The sequence below is a fragment of the Pseudomonas sp. R4-39-08 genome (genome assembly GCF_003852275.1).
In the GTDB taxonomy this organism is placed as follows: domain Bacteria; phylum Pseudomonadota; class Gammaproteobacteria; order Pseudomonadales; family Pseudomonadaceae; genus Aquipseudomonas.
This window is the reverse complement of the sequence record NZ_CP027733.1, coordinates 3,782,217-3,798,557: the sequence shown is the minus strand read 5'-3', so window position 1 is coordinate 3,798,557 and position 16,341 is coordinate 3,782,217. Positions and strand designations below refer to the sequence as shown.

General features: G+C 53.4%; 13 protein-coding genes and 1 tRNA gene. 13 read left to right on the top strand and 1 reads right to left on the bottom strand.

The genetic code is table 11. The annotated features are described in order from the left end of the window. Window positions 1-51 precede the first annotated feature (51 nt). From thrS to C4J88_RS17420, 10 genes are all read left to right on the top strand, one after another. A complete protein-coding gene (thrS, locus tag C4J88_RS17465) occupies window positions 52-1,974 on the top strand; it encodes a threonine--tRNA ligase (RefSeq protein WP_124367643.1) in 1,923 nt (640 codons plus the stop codon). After that, a complete protein-coding gene (infC, locus tag C4J88_RS17460; protein ID WP_015884933.1) occupies window positions 1,974-2,525 on the top strand; it encodes a translation initiation factor IF-3 in 552 nt (183 codons plus the stop codon). Before thrS ends, infC begins: the two co-directional genes overlap by 1 nt. Before the next feature lie 60 nt (window positions 2,526-2,585). Next, the gene (gene rpmI, locus C4J88_RS17455; protein WP_002553160.1) at window positions 2,586-2,780 is read left to right on the top strand and encodes a 50S ribosomal protein L35; all 195 of its coding nucleotides are present in this window, start codon (window positions 2,586-2,588) and stop codon (window positions 2,778-2,780) included. 29 nt (window positions 2,781-2,809) lie between these two features. Continuing rightward, window positions 2,810-3,166, top strand: coding sequence for a 50S ribosomal protein L20 (gene rplT / locus C4J88_RS17450; protein WP_005789679.1), 357 nt, complete (start codon window positions 2,810-2,812; stop codon window positions 3,164-3,166). A gap of 109 nt (window positions 3,167-3,275) precedes the next feature. After that, the gene (gene pheS, locus C4J88_RS17445) at window positions 3,276-4,292 is read left to right on the top strand and encodes a phenylalanine--tRNA ligase subunit alpha (RefSeq protein WP_034099107.1); all 1,017 of its coding nucleotides are present in this window, start codon (window positions 3,276-3,278) and stop codon (window positions 4,290-4,292) included. A 26-nt stretch (window positions 4,293-4,318) separates the two neighbouring features. Beyond that, window positions 4,319-6,697, top strand: coding sequence for a phenylalanine--tRNA ligase subunit beta (gene pheT, locus C4J88_RS17440; RefSeq protein WP_124407675.1), 2,379 nt, complete (start codon window positions 4,319-4,321; stop codon window positions 6,695-6,697). 3 nt (window positions 6,698-6,700) lie between these two features. Then, window positions 6,701-7,003, top strand: a complete 303-nt coding sequence (gene ihfA, locus C4J88_RS17435; RefSeq protein WP_002553164.1) for an integration host factor subunit alpha — start codon at window positions 6,701-6,703, stop codon at window positions 7,001-7,003. After that, window positions 6,984-7,340 carry a MerR family transcriptional regulator gene (locus tag C4J88_RS17430; protein ID WP_003174972.1) on the top strand — a complete coding sequence of 119 codons (357 nt, stop codon included), beginning with the start codon at window positions 6,984-6,986 and terminating at the stop codon, window positions 7,338-7,340. The genes ihfA and C4J88_RS17430 overlap by 20 nt, the downstream gene beginning before the upstream one ends. A 90-nt stretch (window positions 7,341-7,430) precedes the next feature. Continuing rightward, a tRNA-Pro gene (locus C4J88_RS17425) sits at window positions 7,431-7,507 on the top strand. A 484-nt stretch (window positions 7,508-7,991) separates the two neighbouring features. Further along, window positions 7,992-8,171 carry a hypothetical protein gene (locus C4J88_RS17420; protein WP_124407674.1) on the top strand — a complete coding sequence of 60 codons (180 nt, stop codon included), beginning with the start codon at window positions 7,992-7,994 and terminating at the stop codon, window positions 8,169-8,171. 503 nt (window positions 8,172-8,674) lie between these two features. Here C4J88_RS17420 and C4J88_RS17415 read toward each other — a convergent pair. Then, entirely contained in the window at window positions 8,675-11,692 is a 3,018-nt protein-coding gene (locus C4J88_RS17415; protein WP_124407673.1) for an RNA-directed DNA polymerase, read from the bottom strand. Window positions 11,693-12,140: 448 nt separating this feature from the next. Here C4J88_RS17415 and C4J88_RS17410 point away from each other — a divergent pair, with 448 nt between their 5' ends. Genes C4J88_RS17410 through qatC form a run of 3 tightly spaced genes read left to right on the top strand, consistent with a single transcriptional unit; the run spans window position 12,141 to window position 16,007 of the window. Continuing rightward, a complete protein-coding gene (locus tag C4J88_RS17410; RefSeq protein ID WP_124407672.1) occupies window positions 12,141-13,943 on the top strand; it encodes a P-loop NTPase fold protein in 1,803 nt (600 codons plus the stop codon). A gap of 1 nt (window position 13,944) precedes the next feature. After that, window positions 13,945-14,700 carry a hypothetical protein gene (locus tag C4J88_RS17405; RefSeq protein ID WP_256659041.1) on the top strand — a complete coding sequence of 252 codons (756 nt, stop codon included), beginning with the start codon at window positions 13,945-13,947 and terminating at the stop codon, window positions 14,698-14,700. After that, complete coding sequence (gene qatC / locus C4J88_RS17400) at window positions 14,679-16,007, top strand: Qat anti-phage system QueC-like protein QatC (RefSeq protein ID WP_305955137.1); 1,329 nt, start codon at window positions 14,679-14,681, stop codon at window positions 16,005-16,007. The genes C4J88_RS17405 and qatC overlap by 22 nt, the downstream gene beginning before the upstream one ends. Window positions 16,008-16,341: the final 334 nt, after the last annotated feature.

The window sequence follows — 16,341 nt, the reverse complement described above, 5'->3', positions numbered from 1 at the left end:
TCCCAACCCACGTGACCTTTGGTAGGGGTCACCACTAGGAGAGGAGGCGCCATGCCAACTATTACTCTACCCGACGGCAGTCAACGTTCGTTCGATCATCCGGTTTCCGTAGCCGAAGTCGCCGCATCCATTGGTGCCGGCCTGGCCAAGGCCACCGTGGCCGGCAAGGTCGATGGCAAGCTGGTTGACGCCAGCGACCTGATCACCGCCGATGCCAGCCTGCAGATCATCACGCCCAAGGATCAAGAGGGGCTGGAGATCATTCGCCACTCTTGCGCGCACCTGATTGGCCACGCGGTCAAGCAGCTGTACCCCACCGCGAAAATGGTGATCGGCCCGGTCATCGACGAAGGCTTCTATTACGACATCGCTTATGAGCGTCCTTTTACGCCGGACGACCTGGCGGCGATCGAGCAGCGCATGCACGCGCTGATCGAAAAAGATTACGACGTCATCAAGAAGGTCACCCCGCGTGCCGAAGTGATCGATGTGTTCACCGCCCGTGGCGAAGACTACAAGCTGCGCCTGGTGGAAGACATGCCGGACGAGCAGGCCATGGGCCTGTACTACCACGAAGAATACGTCGACATGTGCCGTGGCCCGCACGTGCCGAACACGCGCTTCCTCAAATCGTTCAAGCTGACCAAATTGTCTGGCGCCTACTGGCGCGGCGACGCGAAAAACGAACAGCTGCAACGGATCTACGGTACCGCCTGGGCTGACAAGAAGCAGCTGGCTGCCTATATCCAGCGTATCGAAGAGGCCGAGAAGCGCGACCATCGCAAGATCGGCAAGCGCCTGAACCTGTTCCATCTCCAGGAAGAAGCGCCGGGCATGGTGTTCTGGCATCCGAACGGCTGGACCCTGTACCAGGTGCTCGAGCAGTACATGCGCAAGGTTCAGCGTGAAAACGGTTACCTCGAGATCAAGACCCCGCAGGTGGTTGATCGCAGCCTGTGGGAGAAATCCGGGCACTGGGCCAACTACGCCGACAATATGTTCACCACCCAGTCGGAAAACCGCGACTACGCCATCAAGCCGATGAACTGCCCGTGCCACGTGCAGGTGTTCAACCAGGGCCTGAAGAGCTACCGCGAGTTGCCGATGCGCCTGGCCGAATTTGGTGCCTGCCACCGCAACGAGCCATCGGGTGCGTTGCACGGCATCATGCGTGTGCGCGGCTTCACCCAGGATGACGCCCATATCTTCTGCACCGAAGAGCAGATGCAGGCTGAATCCGCCGCTTTCATCAAGTTGACCATGGACGTTTACCGCGATTTCGGTTTCACCGAGGTCGAGATGAAGCTGTCCACTCGTCCGGAAAAGCGCGTCGGCTCCGACGAGCTCTGGGATCGCGCCGAAGCTGCACTGGCCGCCGCACTCGACAGCGCGGGCCTTGCGTACGACCTGCAGCCGGGAGAGGGCGCGTTCTACGGGCCCAAAATCGAGTTCTCGCTGAAAGATTGCCTTGGCCGTGTCTGGCAGTGTGGTACCCTGCAGCTCGATTTTAACCTGCCGATCCGTCTGGGAGCCGAATACGTCTCCGAAGACAACAGCCGTAAACACCCGGTTATGCTGCACCGGGCGATCCTCGGCTCGTTCGAACGGTTCGTCGGGATCCTGATCGAGCACTACGAGGGTGCATTCCCGGCGTGGCTGGCTCCGACTCAGGCAGTGATCATGAATATCACTGATAAACAGGCGGATTTTGCCGCTGAAGTTGAAAAAACACTCAACGAAAGCGGATTTCGTGCCAAGTCCGACTTGAGAAATGAAAAGATCGGCTTTAAAATCCGCGAGCATACTTTGCTCAAGGTTCCCTATCTTTTGGTTATCGGAGATCGGGAAGTCGAGATGCAGACTGTCGCTGTGCGTACTCGTGAAGGTGCTGACCTGGGCTCGATGCCCGTCGCCCAGTTCGCTGAGTTCCTCGCGCAAGCGGTTTCCCGGCGTGGTCGCCCAGATTCGGAGTAATTATTATTAAGCGTGAAATGAGACAAGATAAACGAGCTGCACCGAAAGCCCCGATCAACGAGAATATCTCGGCACGCGAGGTTCGGTTAATTGGCGCTGATGGCGAGCAGATTGGCATCGTCTCGATTGATGAAGCGCTTCGTATTGCAGAAGAGTCCAAGCTGGACCTGGTGGAAATTTCCGCCGATGCAATCCCACCCGTTTGCCGGGTGATGGACTACGGCAAGTCGATCTTCGAGAAGAAGAAACAGGTTGCCGCAGCGAAGAAGAACCAGAAGCAGATTCAAGTAAAAGAAATCAAGTTTCGTCCAGGGACGGAGGAAGGGGATTACCAGGTAAAACTGCGCAACCTGGTACGTTTCCTGAGTGATGGGGACAGGGCCAAGGTATCCTTGCGATTCCGCGGCCGTGAGATGGCCCACCAGGAGCTGGGGATGGAACTCCTCAAGCGGGTTGAAGCTGACCTGCTCGAGTACGGTTCGGTCGAACAGCATCCTAAGATGGAAGGACGCCAGCTGATCATGGTCATCGCCCCGAAAAAGAAGAAGTAATCAACAGGGCACGGCAGGCCTTCTGATTATGTTTATCAACTGAATGCGGAGTATCCGAACATGCCAAAGATGAAGACTAAAAGTGGTGCTGCTAAGCGGTTTCTGAAAACTGCTAACGGTATCAAGCACAAGCACGCTTTCAAGAGCCACATTCTGACCAAAATGTCGACCAAGCGTAAGCGTCAACTGCGCGGTAGCAGCTTGCTGCATCCGTCTGACGTGGCAAAAGTCGAGCGCATGCTGCGCCTTCGTTAATTTTGGATCAAGAATAGAGGAAGTAACTCATGGCTCGTGTAAAGCGTGGCGTCATTGCCCGTAAGCGTCACAAAAAAATTCTGAAACTTGCTAAAGGCTACTACGGCGCGCGTTCACGCGTATTCCGTGTTGCCAAACAAGCGGTAATCAAGGCAGGCCAATACGCCTACCGTGACCGTCGTCAGAAAAAACGTCAGTTCCGCGCCCTGTGGATCGCTCGTATCAATGCTGGTGCACGTGTTAACGGTCTGTCCTACAGCCGTTTCATCGCTGGCCTGAAAAAAGCGTCCATCGAAATCGACCGTAAGGTTCTGGCTGAACTGGCCGTGAACGAAAAAGCGGTGTTTGCTGCGATTGTCGAGAAAGCTAAAGCCTCCTTGGCTTAAGTACCCCCGACAGTCACCCTGGGTTACTCCTGTAGCCCAAGGTGGTAAACGTCATAAATAGGGGAAGAGCCTTCAAGCTCTTCCCCTATTTTGTATCTGGAGTCTGTACATGGAAAACCTGGACGCGCTCGTCGCTCAAGCTCTTGAGGCTGTGCAAAGCGCTGAAGATATCAATGCCCTGGAGCAAATCCGGGTTCACTACCTTGGTAAAAAGGGTGAATTGACTCAGGTGATGAAGACCCTGGGGAATTTGCCGGCTGAAGAGCGCCCGCAGGTCGGTGCGCTGATCAACGTTGCCAAGGAGCGCGTCACCGAGGTTCTCAATGCGCGCAAGGCGTCGCTCGAGGAGGCCGATCTTGCGGCCAAGCTCGCCGCCGAGTCCATTGACGTGACCTTGCCTGGCCGTGGCCAGGCCTCGGGCGGTTTGCACCCGATCACCCGGACTCTGGAACGTATCGAACAGTTCTTCACCCACATTGGCTACGGCATTGCCGAAGGCCCTGAGGTCGAAGACGATTATCACAACTTCGAGGCGCTCAACATCCCAGGCCATCACCCGGCCCGGTCGATGCACGACACCTTTTATTTCAACGCGAACATGTTGCTGCGCACCCATACCTCGCCGGTACAGGTCCGCACCATGGAAGCGAACAAGCCGCCGATCCGCATTGTCTGCCCAGGCCGTGTGTACCGTAGCGACTCCGATATTACCCACTCGCCGATGTTCCACCAGGTCGAAGGCCTGCTGGTTGATCGCGATATCAATTTCGCCGACCTCAAAGGCACCATCGAAGAGTTTCTTCGGGTGTTCTTCGAGAAAGAGCTGGCGGTGCGTTTCCGTCCGTCCTTCTTCCCGTTCACCGAGCCGTCCGCTGAAGTCGATATGGAATGCGTGATGTGCAGCGGTAAAGGCTGTCGCGTGTGCAAGCAGACCGGCTGGCTGGAAGTGATGGGCTGCGGCATGGTCCACCCTAACGTGCTGCGCATGTCCGGGATCGACCCGGAAGAGTTTTCGGGCTTTGCCTTCGGCATGGGCGTTGAGCGTCTGGCCATGCTGCGTTACGGCGTGAACGACTTGCGTCTGTTCTTCGACAACGACTTGCGGTTCCTCGCGCAATTTCGCTAGTCGTAACGAATCTTTAGGAGAGCAGGATGAAATTCAGTGAACAATGGCTGCGTGGCTGGGTAAGCCCGCAGGTAGATCGCGACGAGCTGGTTGCTCGTCTGTCGATGGCCGGTCTTGAGGTCGATAGCGTTACCCCGGCCGCCGGTGTATTCAGCGGCGTGGTGGTGGGCGAGGTGCTGAGCACCGAGCAGCACCCGGATGCCGACAAATTGCGGGTGTGCCAGGTCAGCAATGGCGGCGAAACCTTCCAGGTCGTGTGCGGAGCGCCCAATGTGCGCCCGGGCCTGAAGATTCCGTTCGCGATGATCGGTGCCGAACTGCCGGGCGACTTCAAGATCAAGAAGGCCAAGCTGCGCGGCGTCGAGTCCAACGGCATGCTGTGCTCCCAGGCCGAGCTGCAGGTAGGCGAGGGCAACGACGGCTTGATGGAATTGCCGGCCGACGCGCCAGTGGGCCAGGACATCCGTGTTTACCTGGAGCTGGAAGACGCCAGCATTGAGGTCGACCTGACCCCGAACCGTGGCGATTGCCTGTCCCTGGCCGGTCTGGCCCGTGAAGTGGGCGCGCTTTACAACGTGCCTGTTACCCGCCCGGTGGTTGCCAGCGTGCCTGCCGTGCACGACGACGTGCGCTCGATTGAAGTGCTGGCGCCAAACGCCTGCCCACGTTACCTGGGCCGTGTGGTCCGTAACGTCGACCTGTCCAGGCCAACCCCGCTGTGGATGGTCGAGCGCCTGCGCCGCGCTGACGTGCGCAGCATCGATGCGGCCGTCGATATCACCAATTATGTGATGCTGGAGCTGGGTCAGCCGCTGCACGCGTTTGACCTCGCCGAAATCAATGGCGGCATCCGCGTGCGCATGGCAGAGGAAGGCGAGAAGCTGGTACTGCTCGACGGCCAGGAAGTCAGCCTGCGCGCCGACACATTGGTCATCGCCGACCACTCCCGTGCCTTGGCGATTGCCGGCGTAATGGGTGGCGAGCACAGCGGCGTATCGGCGACCACTCGCGACGTTTTCCTTGAAAGCGCGTTCTTCGACCAGATCGCCATCGCCGGCAAGGCCCGCTCATACGGCCTGCACACCGATGCGTCGCACCGCTATGAGCGTGGCGTGGACTGGAAACTGGCCCGTGAAGCCATGGAGCGCGCCACTGGCCTGCTGCTGGAAATCACCGGTGGCGAAGCCGGCCCGATCACCGAGACTGTCAGCGAACAGTACCTGCCGTCCGTTGCGCCAATCACGCTGCGCGCCAAAAGCGTTGAGCAAATGCTCGGCCTGGTGATCGAGCCAGCCGAGATTGAGCAACTGCTATCGGCCCTCGGCCTCGCCATTTCTGCGGGTGGGGAAGGGCAGTGGCACGTTGAAGTGCCAAGCCATCGCTTCGATATCAGCCTGGAAGTCGACCTGATCGAGGAACTGGCCCGCCTGTACGGCTACAACCGCCTGCCGGTTCGTTACCCGCAAGCGCGTCTGGCCCCGCAGCCGAAAGCTGAAGCCCGTGCACATCTGCCGGAACTGCGTCGCCTGCTGGTTGCCCGTGGTTATCAGGAAGCGGTGACTTACAGCTTCATCGATCCAAAGCAGTTCGAGCTGTTCAATCCAGGTGTCGAGCCGCTGTTGCTGGCCAACCCCATTTCCAACGATATGGCGGCCATGCGTTCGTCGCTGTGGCCAGGGTTGATCAAGGCGTTGTCCCACAACCTGAACCGTCAGCAAGATCGCGTGCGCATGTTCGAAAGCGGCCTGCGCTTTGTCGGTCAGCTCGATGGCTTGAAGCAAGAGCCGATGCTGGCGGGTGTGGTCTGCGGTAGCCGCCTGCCGGAAGGCTGGGCACAAGGCCGCGATGCCGTGGACTTCTTTGACGTCAAGGCTGACGTGGAAGCGGTACTGGGCTTTGCCGGTGCGCTGGACGCCTTCACGTTCCTGCCAGGCAAACACCCTGCACTGCACCCAGGCCAGACGGCGCGTATCGAGCGCGAAGGTCGTTTGGTCGGCTTCGTCGGTGCCATTCACCCGGAACTGTCGAAAACCCTGGGCCTGGATCGTCCAGTCTTCGCTTTCGAGCTGGTCCTGGCTGAAGTTGCGTCGGGCAAAATGCCTAAATTCAGCGAGCTTTCGCGCTTCCCAGAAGTGCGTCGCGACCTGGCCCTGATCGCCGACCGTGAAGTCGCTGCCACTGCCGTTCTGGATGTAATCCGAGAAAATGCAGGGGAATGGCTGACAGACCTCAGGCTATTTGACGTCTATCAGGGTAAAGGCATTGATCCGCATAGAAAAAGCCTTGCGGTTGGCTTGACCTGGCAGCATCCATCGCGCACTCTTAATGACGATGAGGTGAATACCACGACACAAAATATCCTCACCTCGCTCGAACAAAGGTTGAACGCCACGTTAAGGAAGTGACGTATGGGGGCTTTGACGAAAGCTGAGATGGCGGAACGTCTGTACGAAGAGTTGGGTCTGAACAAGCGCGAGGCCAAGGAATTGGTCGAGCTGTTTTTTGAAGAGATCAGGCACGCTCTGGAAGACAACGAACAGGTCAAATTGTCCGGTTTCGGCAATTTTGACCTGCGGGACAAACGCCAGCGGCCTGGCCGCAATCCAAAAACGGGAGAAGAAATCCCGATCACGGCTCGCCGTGTGGTCACCTTTCGTCCAGGGCAGAAGTTGAAGGCCCGAGTTGAGGCTTATGCTGGAACCAAGTCATAACGACGAACTACCCGTCATCCCGGGCAAACGCTACTTCACCATCGGTGAAGTCAGCGAGCTGTGTGCGGTAAAACCGCACGTGCTGCGCTACTGGGAGCAGGAGTTTCCTCAACTCAACCCCGTCAAACGCACTGGGAACCGTCGGTATTATCAGCGCCAGGATGTGCTGATGATCCGGCAGATCCGCGCGTTGCTGTACGACCAGGGGTTCACCATCAGCGGCGCGCGCCAGCGCATGTCCGGTGATGAAGCCAAAGACGACACCACCCAATACAAGCAGCTGATCCGCCAGATGATCTCCGAACTCGAAGATGTGCTGGTGGTGCTGAAGAAGTGATTCAGGCTTTAAAAATACTTCCACATTTCAAAAGCTTGCGGTATATTCCGGTTCGCTTCGTTAAGAAGCAAACCCAGTAACACGCCTAGTCGGGGCGTAGCGCAGTCCGGTAGCGCACTAGCATGGGGTGCTAGGGGTCGAGTGTTCGAATCACTCCGTCCCGACCATATATTTCAAAGGGTCGCGAGATTTTATCTCGCGACCCTTTTTTATTTTCAAGTGTTTTTACCCCCACAAAACGGTTGGCTCTCAGCAGAAATCGAAGGACTGTGGGAGCGGTTTCAGTGTCTGGGGAGTTAGAGCCACACGGATAGCCCGTCGCTGTGAACCGCTGGGGCAGTAGGATTCGGTTGTCACTTGGATCCTATGGTCCGCCATTAAGTCAGGGAGCAATCGATCCGTAGCCACAGTTCAACTAGGAGTCGTCCAGGCTGCGCGTACTTGAGTGGGGAAGGTAGTCGAGAATTGCCTAGTTTCGATGCCCTCACGTGCCAAGTCTCTGCCTCAGGTGACTACTACGCCGCATTTCCTTGGATCATTTAGCTTGAAGATAGTGGCGTCTGGCTTGCAACGAGTAGTCCGGTGTTGAATACCCCGCGGATTACATCCGTTCTTTATTGGCATAGGGAGACGGCAAGAACGATCCAACGAATGCGTCCCGAGGCCGGCCTCGGCAATGTTCGCCTGCAATATGTTTTCAACGCTGTCGTCGTCGATGTCAGCGATTCAGAACGAGCAATTGCAATTACAGCAGCGCTGCAAATCCGTGCCTGTGGACTGACCTATGCCTCGAAAATCCTAACGTTCCTGCGGCCAAAACAGCATGCTTGATAACCGTAGTCGCGATGCGCTTTGAAGGAAGGAGTGTTACGGTTCGTCCGGCTGGCGTGTGGCCGGTGTTAACGGCAGATACGAAGGTATAGAGGTTTATGGCGTTGGAACGGTCTATGATCCGTGCACGATGTGGCTCCGGGAAGGGCGGCAGGAGAGTTACTCAGTGCCTCGCGAGCTGGACGGCTGTGGGCTACAAGGTCAATGAAGGGTGCAAGTCGCTCCATACTCTGAGGTTGAAAAGCAGGCGTCAATCGACAGAAGATGAGCAATTTTTTTGCAGATATTGTTCGGTGGTTGGCGTCGCAGAGCTATCTGCTGTTCGATAAAGAGGATGGCTATAAATTTTCGGGGGCTGTGGTGACGGAAACGGGATTGAAGCTTTGCGAAACCTTGTCTAACAGCTGAGCCTAGCAGACATAAAAAGGCCGCTTCGTTAGCGGCCTTTTACGTTTGAAACTCCTGCGAGTAGCAGACCATTCATAGCCGATAAATTATGATGATCACTTCGGTAAAATTTTACGAGTCTTAGAAATTTTAAAACCGTCTGGAACTGGTTTAAATGGACCCGCAGGTGAGCGGTGGCTGCTCTGAAATCGCCGTAATGCGTGAATGTCGATTTCTCCAATGACACAATAATCTGTGATCCCACCTTTGACCTTAAGAACGTCTCGTTTCCAGCTATCCTTGTAAGGAGCGCGGATACGACTATCACCGTATTGCCGGTCGTTGCATTGGATAACATAAGCGTGAATGTCTAACGCGGCAGATTCCACTAACGCATTAAATGTCTCTGTGTCTTGATTCCACTCAGGAACAAACAACGCATCTACCTTTCCTCTAAGCGCACTTCGATAGCCGATATTTGTAAGTTCGCTGCATACCAATAAAGCGAAGCGGAACTCTCCATGTTGAATGATTGGTGGCTTTTTCCAAGGTTTTTCTGGCTTTAATTCTACGCCCGCTATGCGGCGCAATTCCTGTTCTTCATGCAACGCGGGTCGTTGCTTGTCCTGTCGGAAGATCATCGTTGAAGGGAACCCCAGCCCGTCGTGAGAAAGAGCTACCCAAACCTGGTTGTGAACCTTCGCATGTTTGGCATGAAGGTATTCGACCCCAGAAATCAAAGAGATACCACGACCGTGTAACTTCCGCGCGATGCGAATGAACCATAGGGCTGGCAACGCCAATTCAGGCAGGATTAGATAACGACTCTTCTCAGGGTTTGAAATCACGCCGTCTAGCAAGTGATTCAGCCTAGCGTACCTTTTTTGAATGTCAGGGTCAGGCTGCTGCGCTACTGATGCTGTCCAACTTTCCAGTCGAGTCTGCCAGCTGGATACGGCAATGCGGTAATCTGATGGGGGTGTCCCATCGGGAATTTGTAGAACTCCTCGTGGATCCATAAACGGCATTTTGTCGTTTAACGTGAAACCTCTTAGAGCTAGAACCACTGCGCGTATTTCCTCCTCATGATCCTTGGAGTAGACATTTTTGCTGAGTACGAAAAGCTCGGGGAGGTTGAAAGGTCGTGTGGCGAAAAGAAGGCCCCGGGGTAAGCCTTCAAGATTGCTCCATTCTGCGAGGAATGTTGCTCCACGTAATACGCTGTGGGGAAGCATTTGAGCCGATTCATCGTGAATTGCACCTGATCGACGGTCAGGGATACCCCGCTGCGCGACCATTTCTTCTGGCAAGCCAATAAAGCGGAATGGCATGTGGGCCAAATCAAAAGAAAAGAGTCTAGCTTGGGCTCGCTGGAAGGCTTTGGTAGACCAGGGCCATTTTACGCCAAGATCGCTTGGTCGATAGTCGGCCATATGTTCTTTCCATTCCCGCTTGCCATTCTTGGAGAGAAAAGGCGGAAATGCGGACATGATGCTTTCAAGTACGGTTTTTAGTAAGTTTCCTTCCCACAGCGCAAGAACGTTCTCGTCATCGACCGGTCCTTCGTCAGGCCACGCCTTCACGCTCACTGAGCAGTTTCGCTTGACCTTTACACACAATTTGTCAAGCGCAGTAATGATTTTTCGAAGCTCCCGAAAATCCTCGCATGCGGTTGCGAGCTGTATCACGCGAGGTAGATAAATCGATAACTCAAAAAATTGTGGCAGCACTAGGACGTGCTGGGTAAATGCGCGAAAGAATGCATGCCGGTGCGCTCTCCAAGCTTCAGGAGGTAAGTCACGTTCATACGCTTCGAAATCGCGTAATTTGATGGCAAAACCTGCGCGACGCATTGTTAATGCATCCGTCTTTCGCAAGTTGTCAGCCGTCTCACCATCGCTTTGTGTTGCTGCTAAAAGATCGGTTCCAACGTGTTCAGCCCAACGAGGTAAGCGTGGCATTGCACGCCATTCGCTTGCGCGTTCGCTAATTTGATGAGCAATAGCGTCTATGAACGTTTTGCCCGTATCACCATTCAACATAAAGACTTTATTCTTTGCATTGGCAAAACATATCTGACTTTTGTTTTTTCCCGACTTGAAATAGCTAGGCTGAAAAATTATTCTTTTACTCTCTCCCTTACCATCCCAGGCAAGTTTTTCGTCAGAGCGTTCGAATAACCAATCCCAAAGCTCATCCGTTGACCGAAAGTGGGCGCCATTTTCCATGACCAGCAAGATATCATCAACGTATCGTCCATAGTACAATGGAATGACTTGCTGTTCGATCACACGGTCCAGCTCTATCAAAGCCATGTTGGCGACTACCGCAGACGCTGGTAATCCAACCGGCAGACCTTTCTTCAGCGGAGTTGTCGCTGCCCATGCTTCTAGAGCTTTAATGAATAAACGATTTAGTTTTTTCTCGGTTTCTGTCAGCTCAAGTGAGAGCACATCATGGAGAAAGGACGACTCCAGCATGAAGCTAGGTTTCAGTTCGTGGTAAAAAGAACTGACATCAGCCGTGAGTGCGACGACTTTTTTTCCATCATCCAAGGCGGCACGCATTGAGGAAATGCCGTTGTCACGCCAGTTTCGAAAAGGTGTCAAATAAGGAACAAATGAACCTAGTGATAGCGGGTTTATATTTTTCCCATCTTGTGTGCGGCGCAATCGATTTCCGTAGGCGCATTTGGAAAGTTTCGCATCATACTGATGCCCTACTTTAAGCAACCATAGAGCAGATAACACATGAAATTCTATGCTACATTGAGCCATCAAACGGAATTCCGCATTAGGCTTTGAATATTCCTCAGTTTCCGAAAGCAACTCGCAAGTGCGGTCCCAATCTTCTTCTGGAGAAGAAAAAATTAGGCCAGTACCATTTTTTTCGCGAAATTCCTTGCGGTCTGCCCAAGTAACAGACTTAGTGGCAAAGGTCCATCCACCGACAAACGCTGTCTGCTCAACCCACTTTAGGTCACTTCCATTGAGCAGAATCAACAGCGTATTGAGATTTTCGGAAAGATGTTCCTCGTAGGCCGCTATTGCCAATAAGTCGGTGCTGGACGAATAGAATAAATCCACTTTAGCCTTTCGATAAGCTAATCCTAACTCCTCAAGAACGAAACTCATCTGTCACCTGCAAGGGAAGCGTACGGTGGAACTTCGATTTTTTTTATATTCATTTTATCTTCCTTGAATGTACCGATCAGGTGCAGGAATGGGTGGGCCACTAAATCCGGCAGAGGAAATGCCTAACCCATCCAACGTTTGATGCAGGTTATACGCTGCACCGTGGGAGAACCTCACATAAGGACATGGAAATTCAAATAACGGCATCAGCTTCGCTCGGAATGTCTATGAAATATATCGCGTACCGACCTGGTCAGCCCTTGAGCTGTTGGGTTACACCGAATACAAAGCATTGCATCAGAAAATGCAGTGCTAAAATAGTGGCACGGGTTCTATTTTTCGATAATGATACGGATCGTTCAATGATGATCCATTACGGCCTACGGCTTTGGAAACTGGTCGTTTAAGCTGCCAGATGCGCAAATAAATGTGAAGCAGGGAGGCTCAAATGTGGGCTGACGTCGATACAAAACAAGATTTTCTGAATTACTCAGAGGTCGCTGATCTGGTCATCGACGTAATTCGCGACCCGAATATGAGGCCTGTCACGGTCGGTGTCTTTGGTTCTTGGGGCACCGGAAAATCAACTCTGCTGAATTTGATTGAGGAAGGCCTCAATCCTGGCGAGGACCCAAGTAAATACGTTGTGGTGCGTTTTGATGCATGGCTTTATCAGGGATTTGACGATTCTCGAGCAGCCTTGATGGAAATCATCGCATCGACATTGATTGAAGCTGCGGAAGGAAAACCAGCGGTTATCCCCAAAGCCAAGAAACTGATGGGCCGTGTAAATAAAATGCGTGCACTTGGTCTTCTGGTCGAAGGTGGCGCAATGGCCATGGGGATACCAGCTTTTGGATTTGGCATGAAAGGTGTGCAGGCCTTAGGCGAACTATTCTCGGGCGAGGCGGATGAAGAAACGTTAACGACGCTAAAGGAAGCTGGTGGCAAGGCTAAAGGGCACCTTACTGGTTTGTTGGATGAGGAAAAGCAGCGGACTCCACCGAAGGAAATCGCCGCCTTTAGGTCAGAATTTTCCGACGTTCTCACTGCGTTGGATAAAACGCTGGTCGTATTTGTAGACAACCTCGATCGGTGCCTTCCAAAGCAGACCATCCAAACCCTCGAAGCCCTTCGTTTGTTTTTGTTCATGGGGCAAACGGCATTCGTCGTCGCTGCCGATGAAGACATGGTCAGACATTCGGTGAGCGAGCATTTCAAAGACCCAGATGACCGACATGTAACTGACTATTTGGACAAGCTTATCCAGGTACCAGTACGTGTTCCTAGGCTTGGGGTACAAGAAGTGAGAGCCTATTTGTTCATGTTGTTCGCGTCCGCCGGCGCAGTGATTCCAGCGGATAAAATAGAAAAGCTACGAGCCGGGCTTGAGGCGAATCTGCGTACAGCCTGGAAGGAAGAGCCTATCGTCACCGAGGTTGCATTAGGTCTTCTTGGTACAGTTGTTCCAGATCAGATCGCCCAAGGATTTGCGATTGCTGATCGCATGGCGTCTATGCTCGCGAACTCAACGCTGATCCTAGGAAATCCACGAATCGTTAAGCGGATGTTGAATGTAGTTCGTATGCGCTCTCGTGTTGCCAAGCAAAGAGACATGCCGGTTGATGAGGCGTTGATTGCCAAACTCGCTCTGTTTGAACGATGCATGGAAGACAAATCTGTTGCTCACATGTACTCGGTGATCAACGCAGCCGCAGGGGGGAAACCGGAAATACTGACGACACTCGAAAACCTGCTGGAGGATCCAGATAAATTCAAACTAGCTTGCCCTGAACCGTGGAACGTAAAAGCTGAATTTATCAGAGAGTGGCTGACGCTTGAGCCCTCACTCTCGAACACTGATCTTCGTCCGATTGTCTATTTGAGTCGTGAGACTACGCCATTACGCGTACTGAGAGCGGGCTTATCGGCCGCTGCGACAGAAGCGCTTGCGGTTCTCAAGAGAGCGTCCAACACATCCTCCCCATCTGCCATCGCCGCCATTCTCACAATCCCAACTGGCGAGCATGTCGCTGTTATGGCACAGCTTATTCAGTCAATGCGGTCCCATGTGGACTGGACTACCAGAGCGCCTGGTTTTGATGGCGCATTTATGTTGGCCGAGCGCTCATCCGATGCAGGCCCTTCGTTATCCGATTTCATCCATACGGTCATGCCAGGAAAAATTAAGCCCTGGCTCAGTACCAGGGTGAAAAGCGTCAGCTGGTTTAAGCCTAAAGAGAAGCAATGACATGGGAACGTCGACTTCGAGTAAAGGGCCCGGTGGTAACTCTCCGTTTGTTCCTGGGTGGATAGACACAACGGGCCAGGGGGCGATTCCAGAAACTCCTCCGCAGCGGTTCAAAGATTTCCGTAAATCCTTGGGTAAATTCGTCTCCAGCGGAAATGGCGACTACCTTCGCTCTGCTGTACGAAGCTATGCCAGTGGCTCTACAGGTGGTAGCAGTGTCGGCCCCATACGATTTGGCTCGATGGCTGGTGCTGGCGGCGCACTATTTGGTGCAATGGCTGCGCTGAGTGACGGCCAGTCACCAAACGGGCTCAATCTTGCGTCCCTTAACGGGAAAGATACGGACGTTGCGATTGACATAATCGTCCAAGCACTCGTTCCAGAAGATGGCGATTCAGATCGGGTTCGCGTAGCGATGAATGAAGCACTGTCGGAATGCTTGGAGGGCTATGATGAATTCGACTTCACGAAGATAAATGATGAAATGCTTGTCCAAATGATGCTCGTGTACGTCACGAAATGTGTTTTTGGGCAGATAGTGCTGGACTCTAATGAAGCCTTCGCTAAAGCATCTTCTCCTGGGCAGGTGGAGCAGGCGGAAAGGGATTTGTTTTCTTTGGTGGAAGCGGTAACAGACAAGCACATGCGCCCCCTTTTAACGGGTAACTTGAAGTCCTTCACGAGTGCCCAAGTCGAAAAAATCCAGCTCAGTGCGATTAAAGAAGTTTGGGTCGAGTGGGAGAGCTACGAACAGTGACTGACTTAATTTTCCATCACGAATTTGACCAGCTTCCACCACGCTCGCCGAATGTCATACCTGTACTGATGTACGGAAGTCGACCATTGGCGAAGGGTACCTGTTCAATCGGTGGGCCTGTTCGTGCCGCTGTTCGACGTCTAGGTGCGCCCGTGAGTCGCGTGGGCTTCGATTTGCTCACTATTGCGATGGCAGTTACGGCGGCAGACACGTTTGTCGATAAAGCCGAGGCAGACGATGGATGGGCACGACAGCTTCGCCTAGTCATTCCACTAGCCGATCCGGATCTTTGGAATGCGGCGGTCCCATTGCTTCAAAAAGCGCTTCATTTTTTAAGTGGTGATATCTGGACTATCGAGTTGCTGCCTGAGGGCCCTAGACAATCAAAATCGCAAAATCGTGGCCACATCACCGTGCTTGCTGGCCATGATTGTGTGAGCTTGTTCTCTGGAGGCATGGACAGTGGCATTGGTGCACTTGATCTGTTGGGTAAAGGGCGACGGCCAATTCTGATCAGTCATTCCTACAGAGGGGACTCGGAGAAGCAAATCCTTGTGAGTAGCCAGCTTCCCGTAAAAGTCTCAAGATTTGCGGCCGTAGCGAACCCCACCTCACGGCTTGGTACCACGCTCGATGTGCAGATGCGTACACGCAGCTTCAACTTCCTAGCTTATGGCACGTTAGTCGCTGCTACTTTGGCGCAATTGAGAGTGGCCAGTACACCGGTGGAGTTATTCGTTCCAGAGAACGGTCTCATCGCTCTCAATCCACCAATGACGCCAAGACGCATAGGGGCGCTGAGCACCCGAACGACTCATCCTCATTTTCTTGGGTTGTTCCAGCAGATTCTGGACACCGTTGGTTTGCCAGTCGTTGTAAAAAACCCGTATGCGCTAAAGACAAAGGGGGAGATGCTTCTGGGCTGTTCCGATCAAGTCTCACTCAACGCTCTGGCCACCGATACTGTGTCCTGTGGGAAATGGAAGAGAACGCATCAGCAGTGTGGCAAATGCGTTCCGTGCATTATCAGACGAGCTTCATTTCACGCCGCAGGTATGAAAGATGGTACGAGATACAATCCAAAGGGCCAAAACTTGCAGGCCGTTTTCAACGATGAAAAAGCACGGGACGACCTTATGGCGATGGTTCTGTCATCCAGGCGTTTACCCAAAACCAGCGTCTCTAAATGGGTGCCTAACGCGGGTCCGCTGCCGCTGAATCGAAAAGACCGAGATGATCTACTGGACGTAGCGGAGCGAGGAATGGGAGAGGTGAGTGCTTACCTGGACAGCCTTGGGCTAATTTGAGCAGCGAAGAGTTGCATTACTACCTCGCAAAGAGATTAGGGCATGATCGCCATCATGCCATGGTCTGTGAACCCTACTGATGTACGATCCCCCTACTTTTATCCCCACAAAAACGTCGGCTCTTGATGGACGTTCTTGGACACTCGTAGGGCAGAATACCGCTGGAGCTCAAGTAAATACTCGCTAGAAAAATCCAGAGTAAAATTTTGGAAGCTTTCAAGATGTATAAAAAAGAAGATGGGGTGCTAGGGGGCGAGTGTTCGAATCACTCCGTCTCGATCATTATTCCTGATTAAAATCAGACGCTTAAGCCGATCAGCTAGATCGGCTTTTT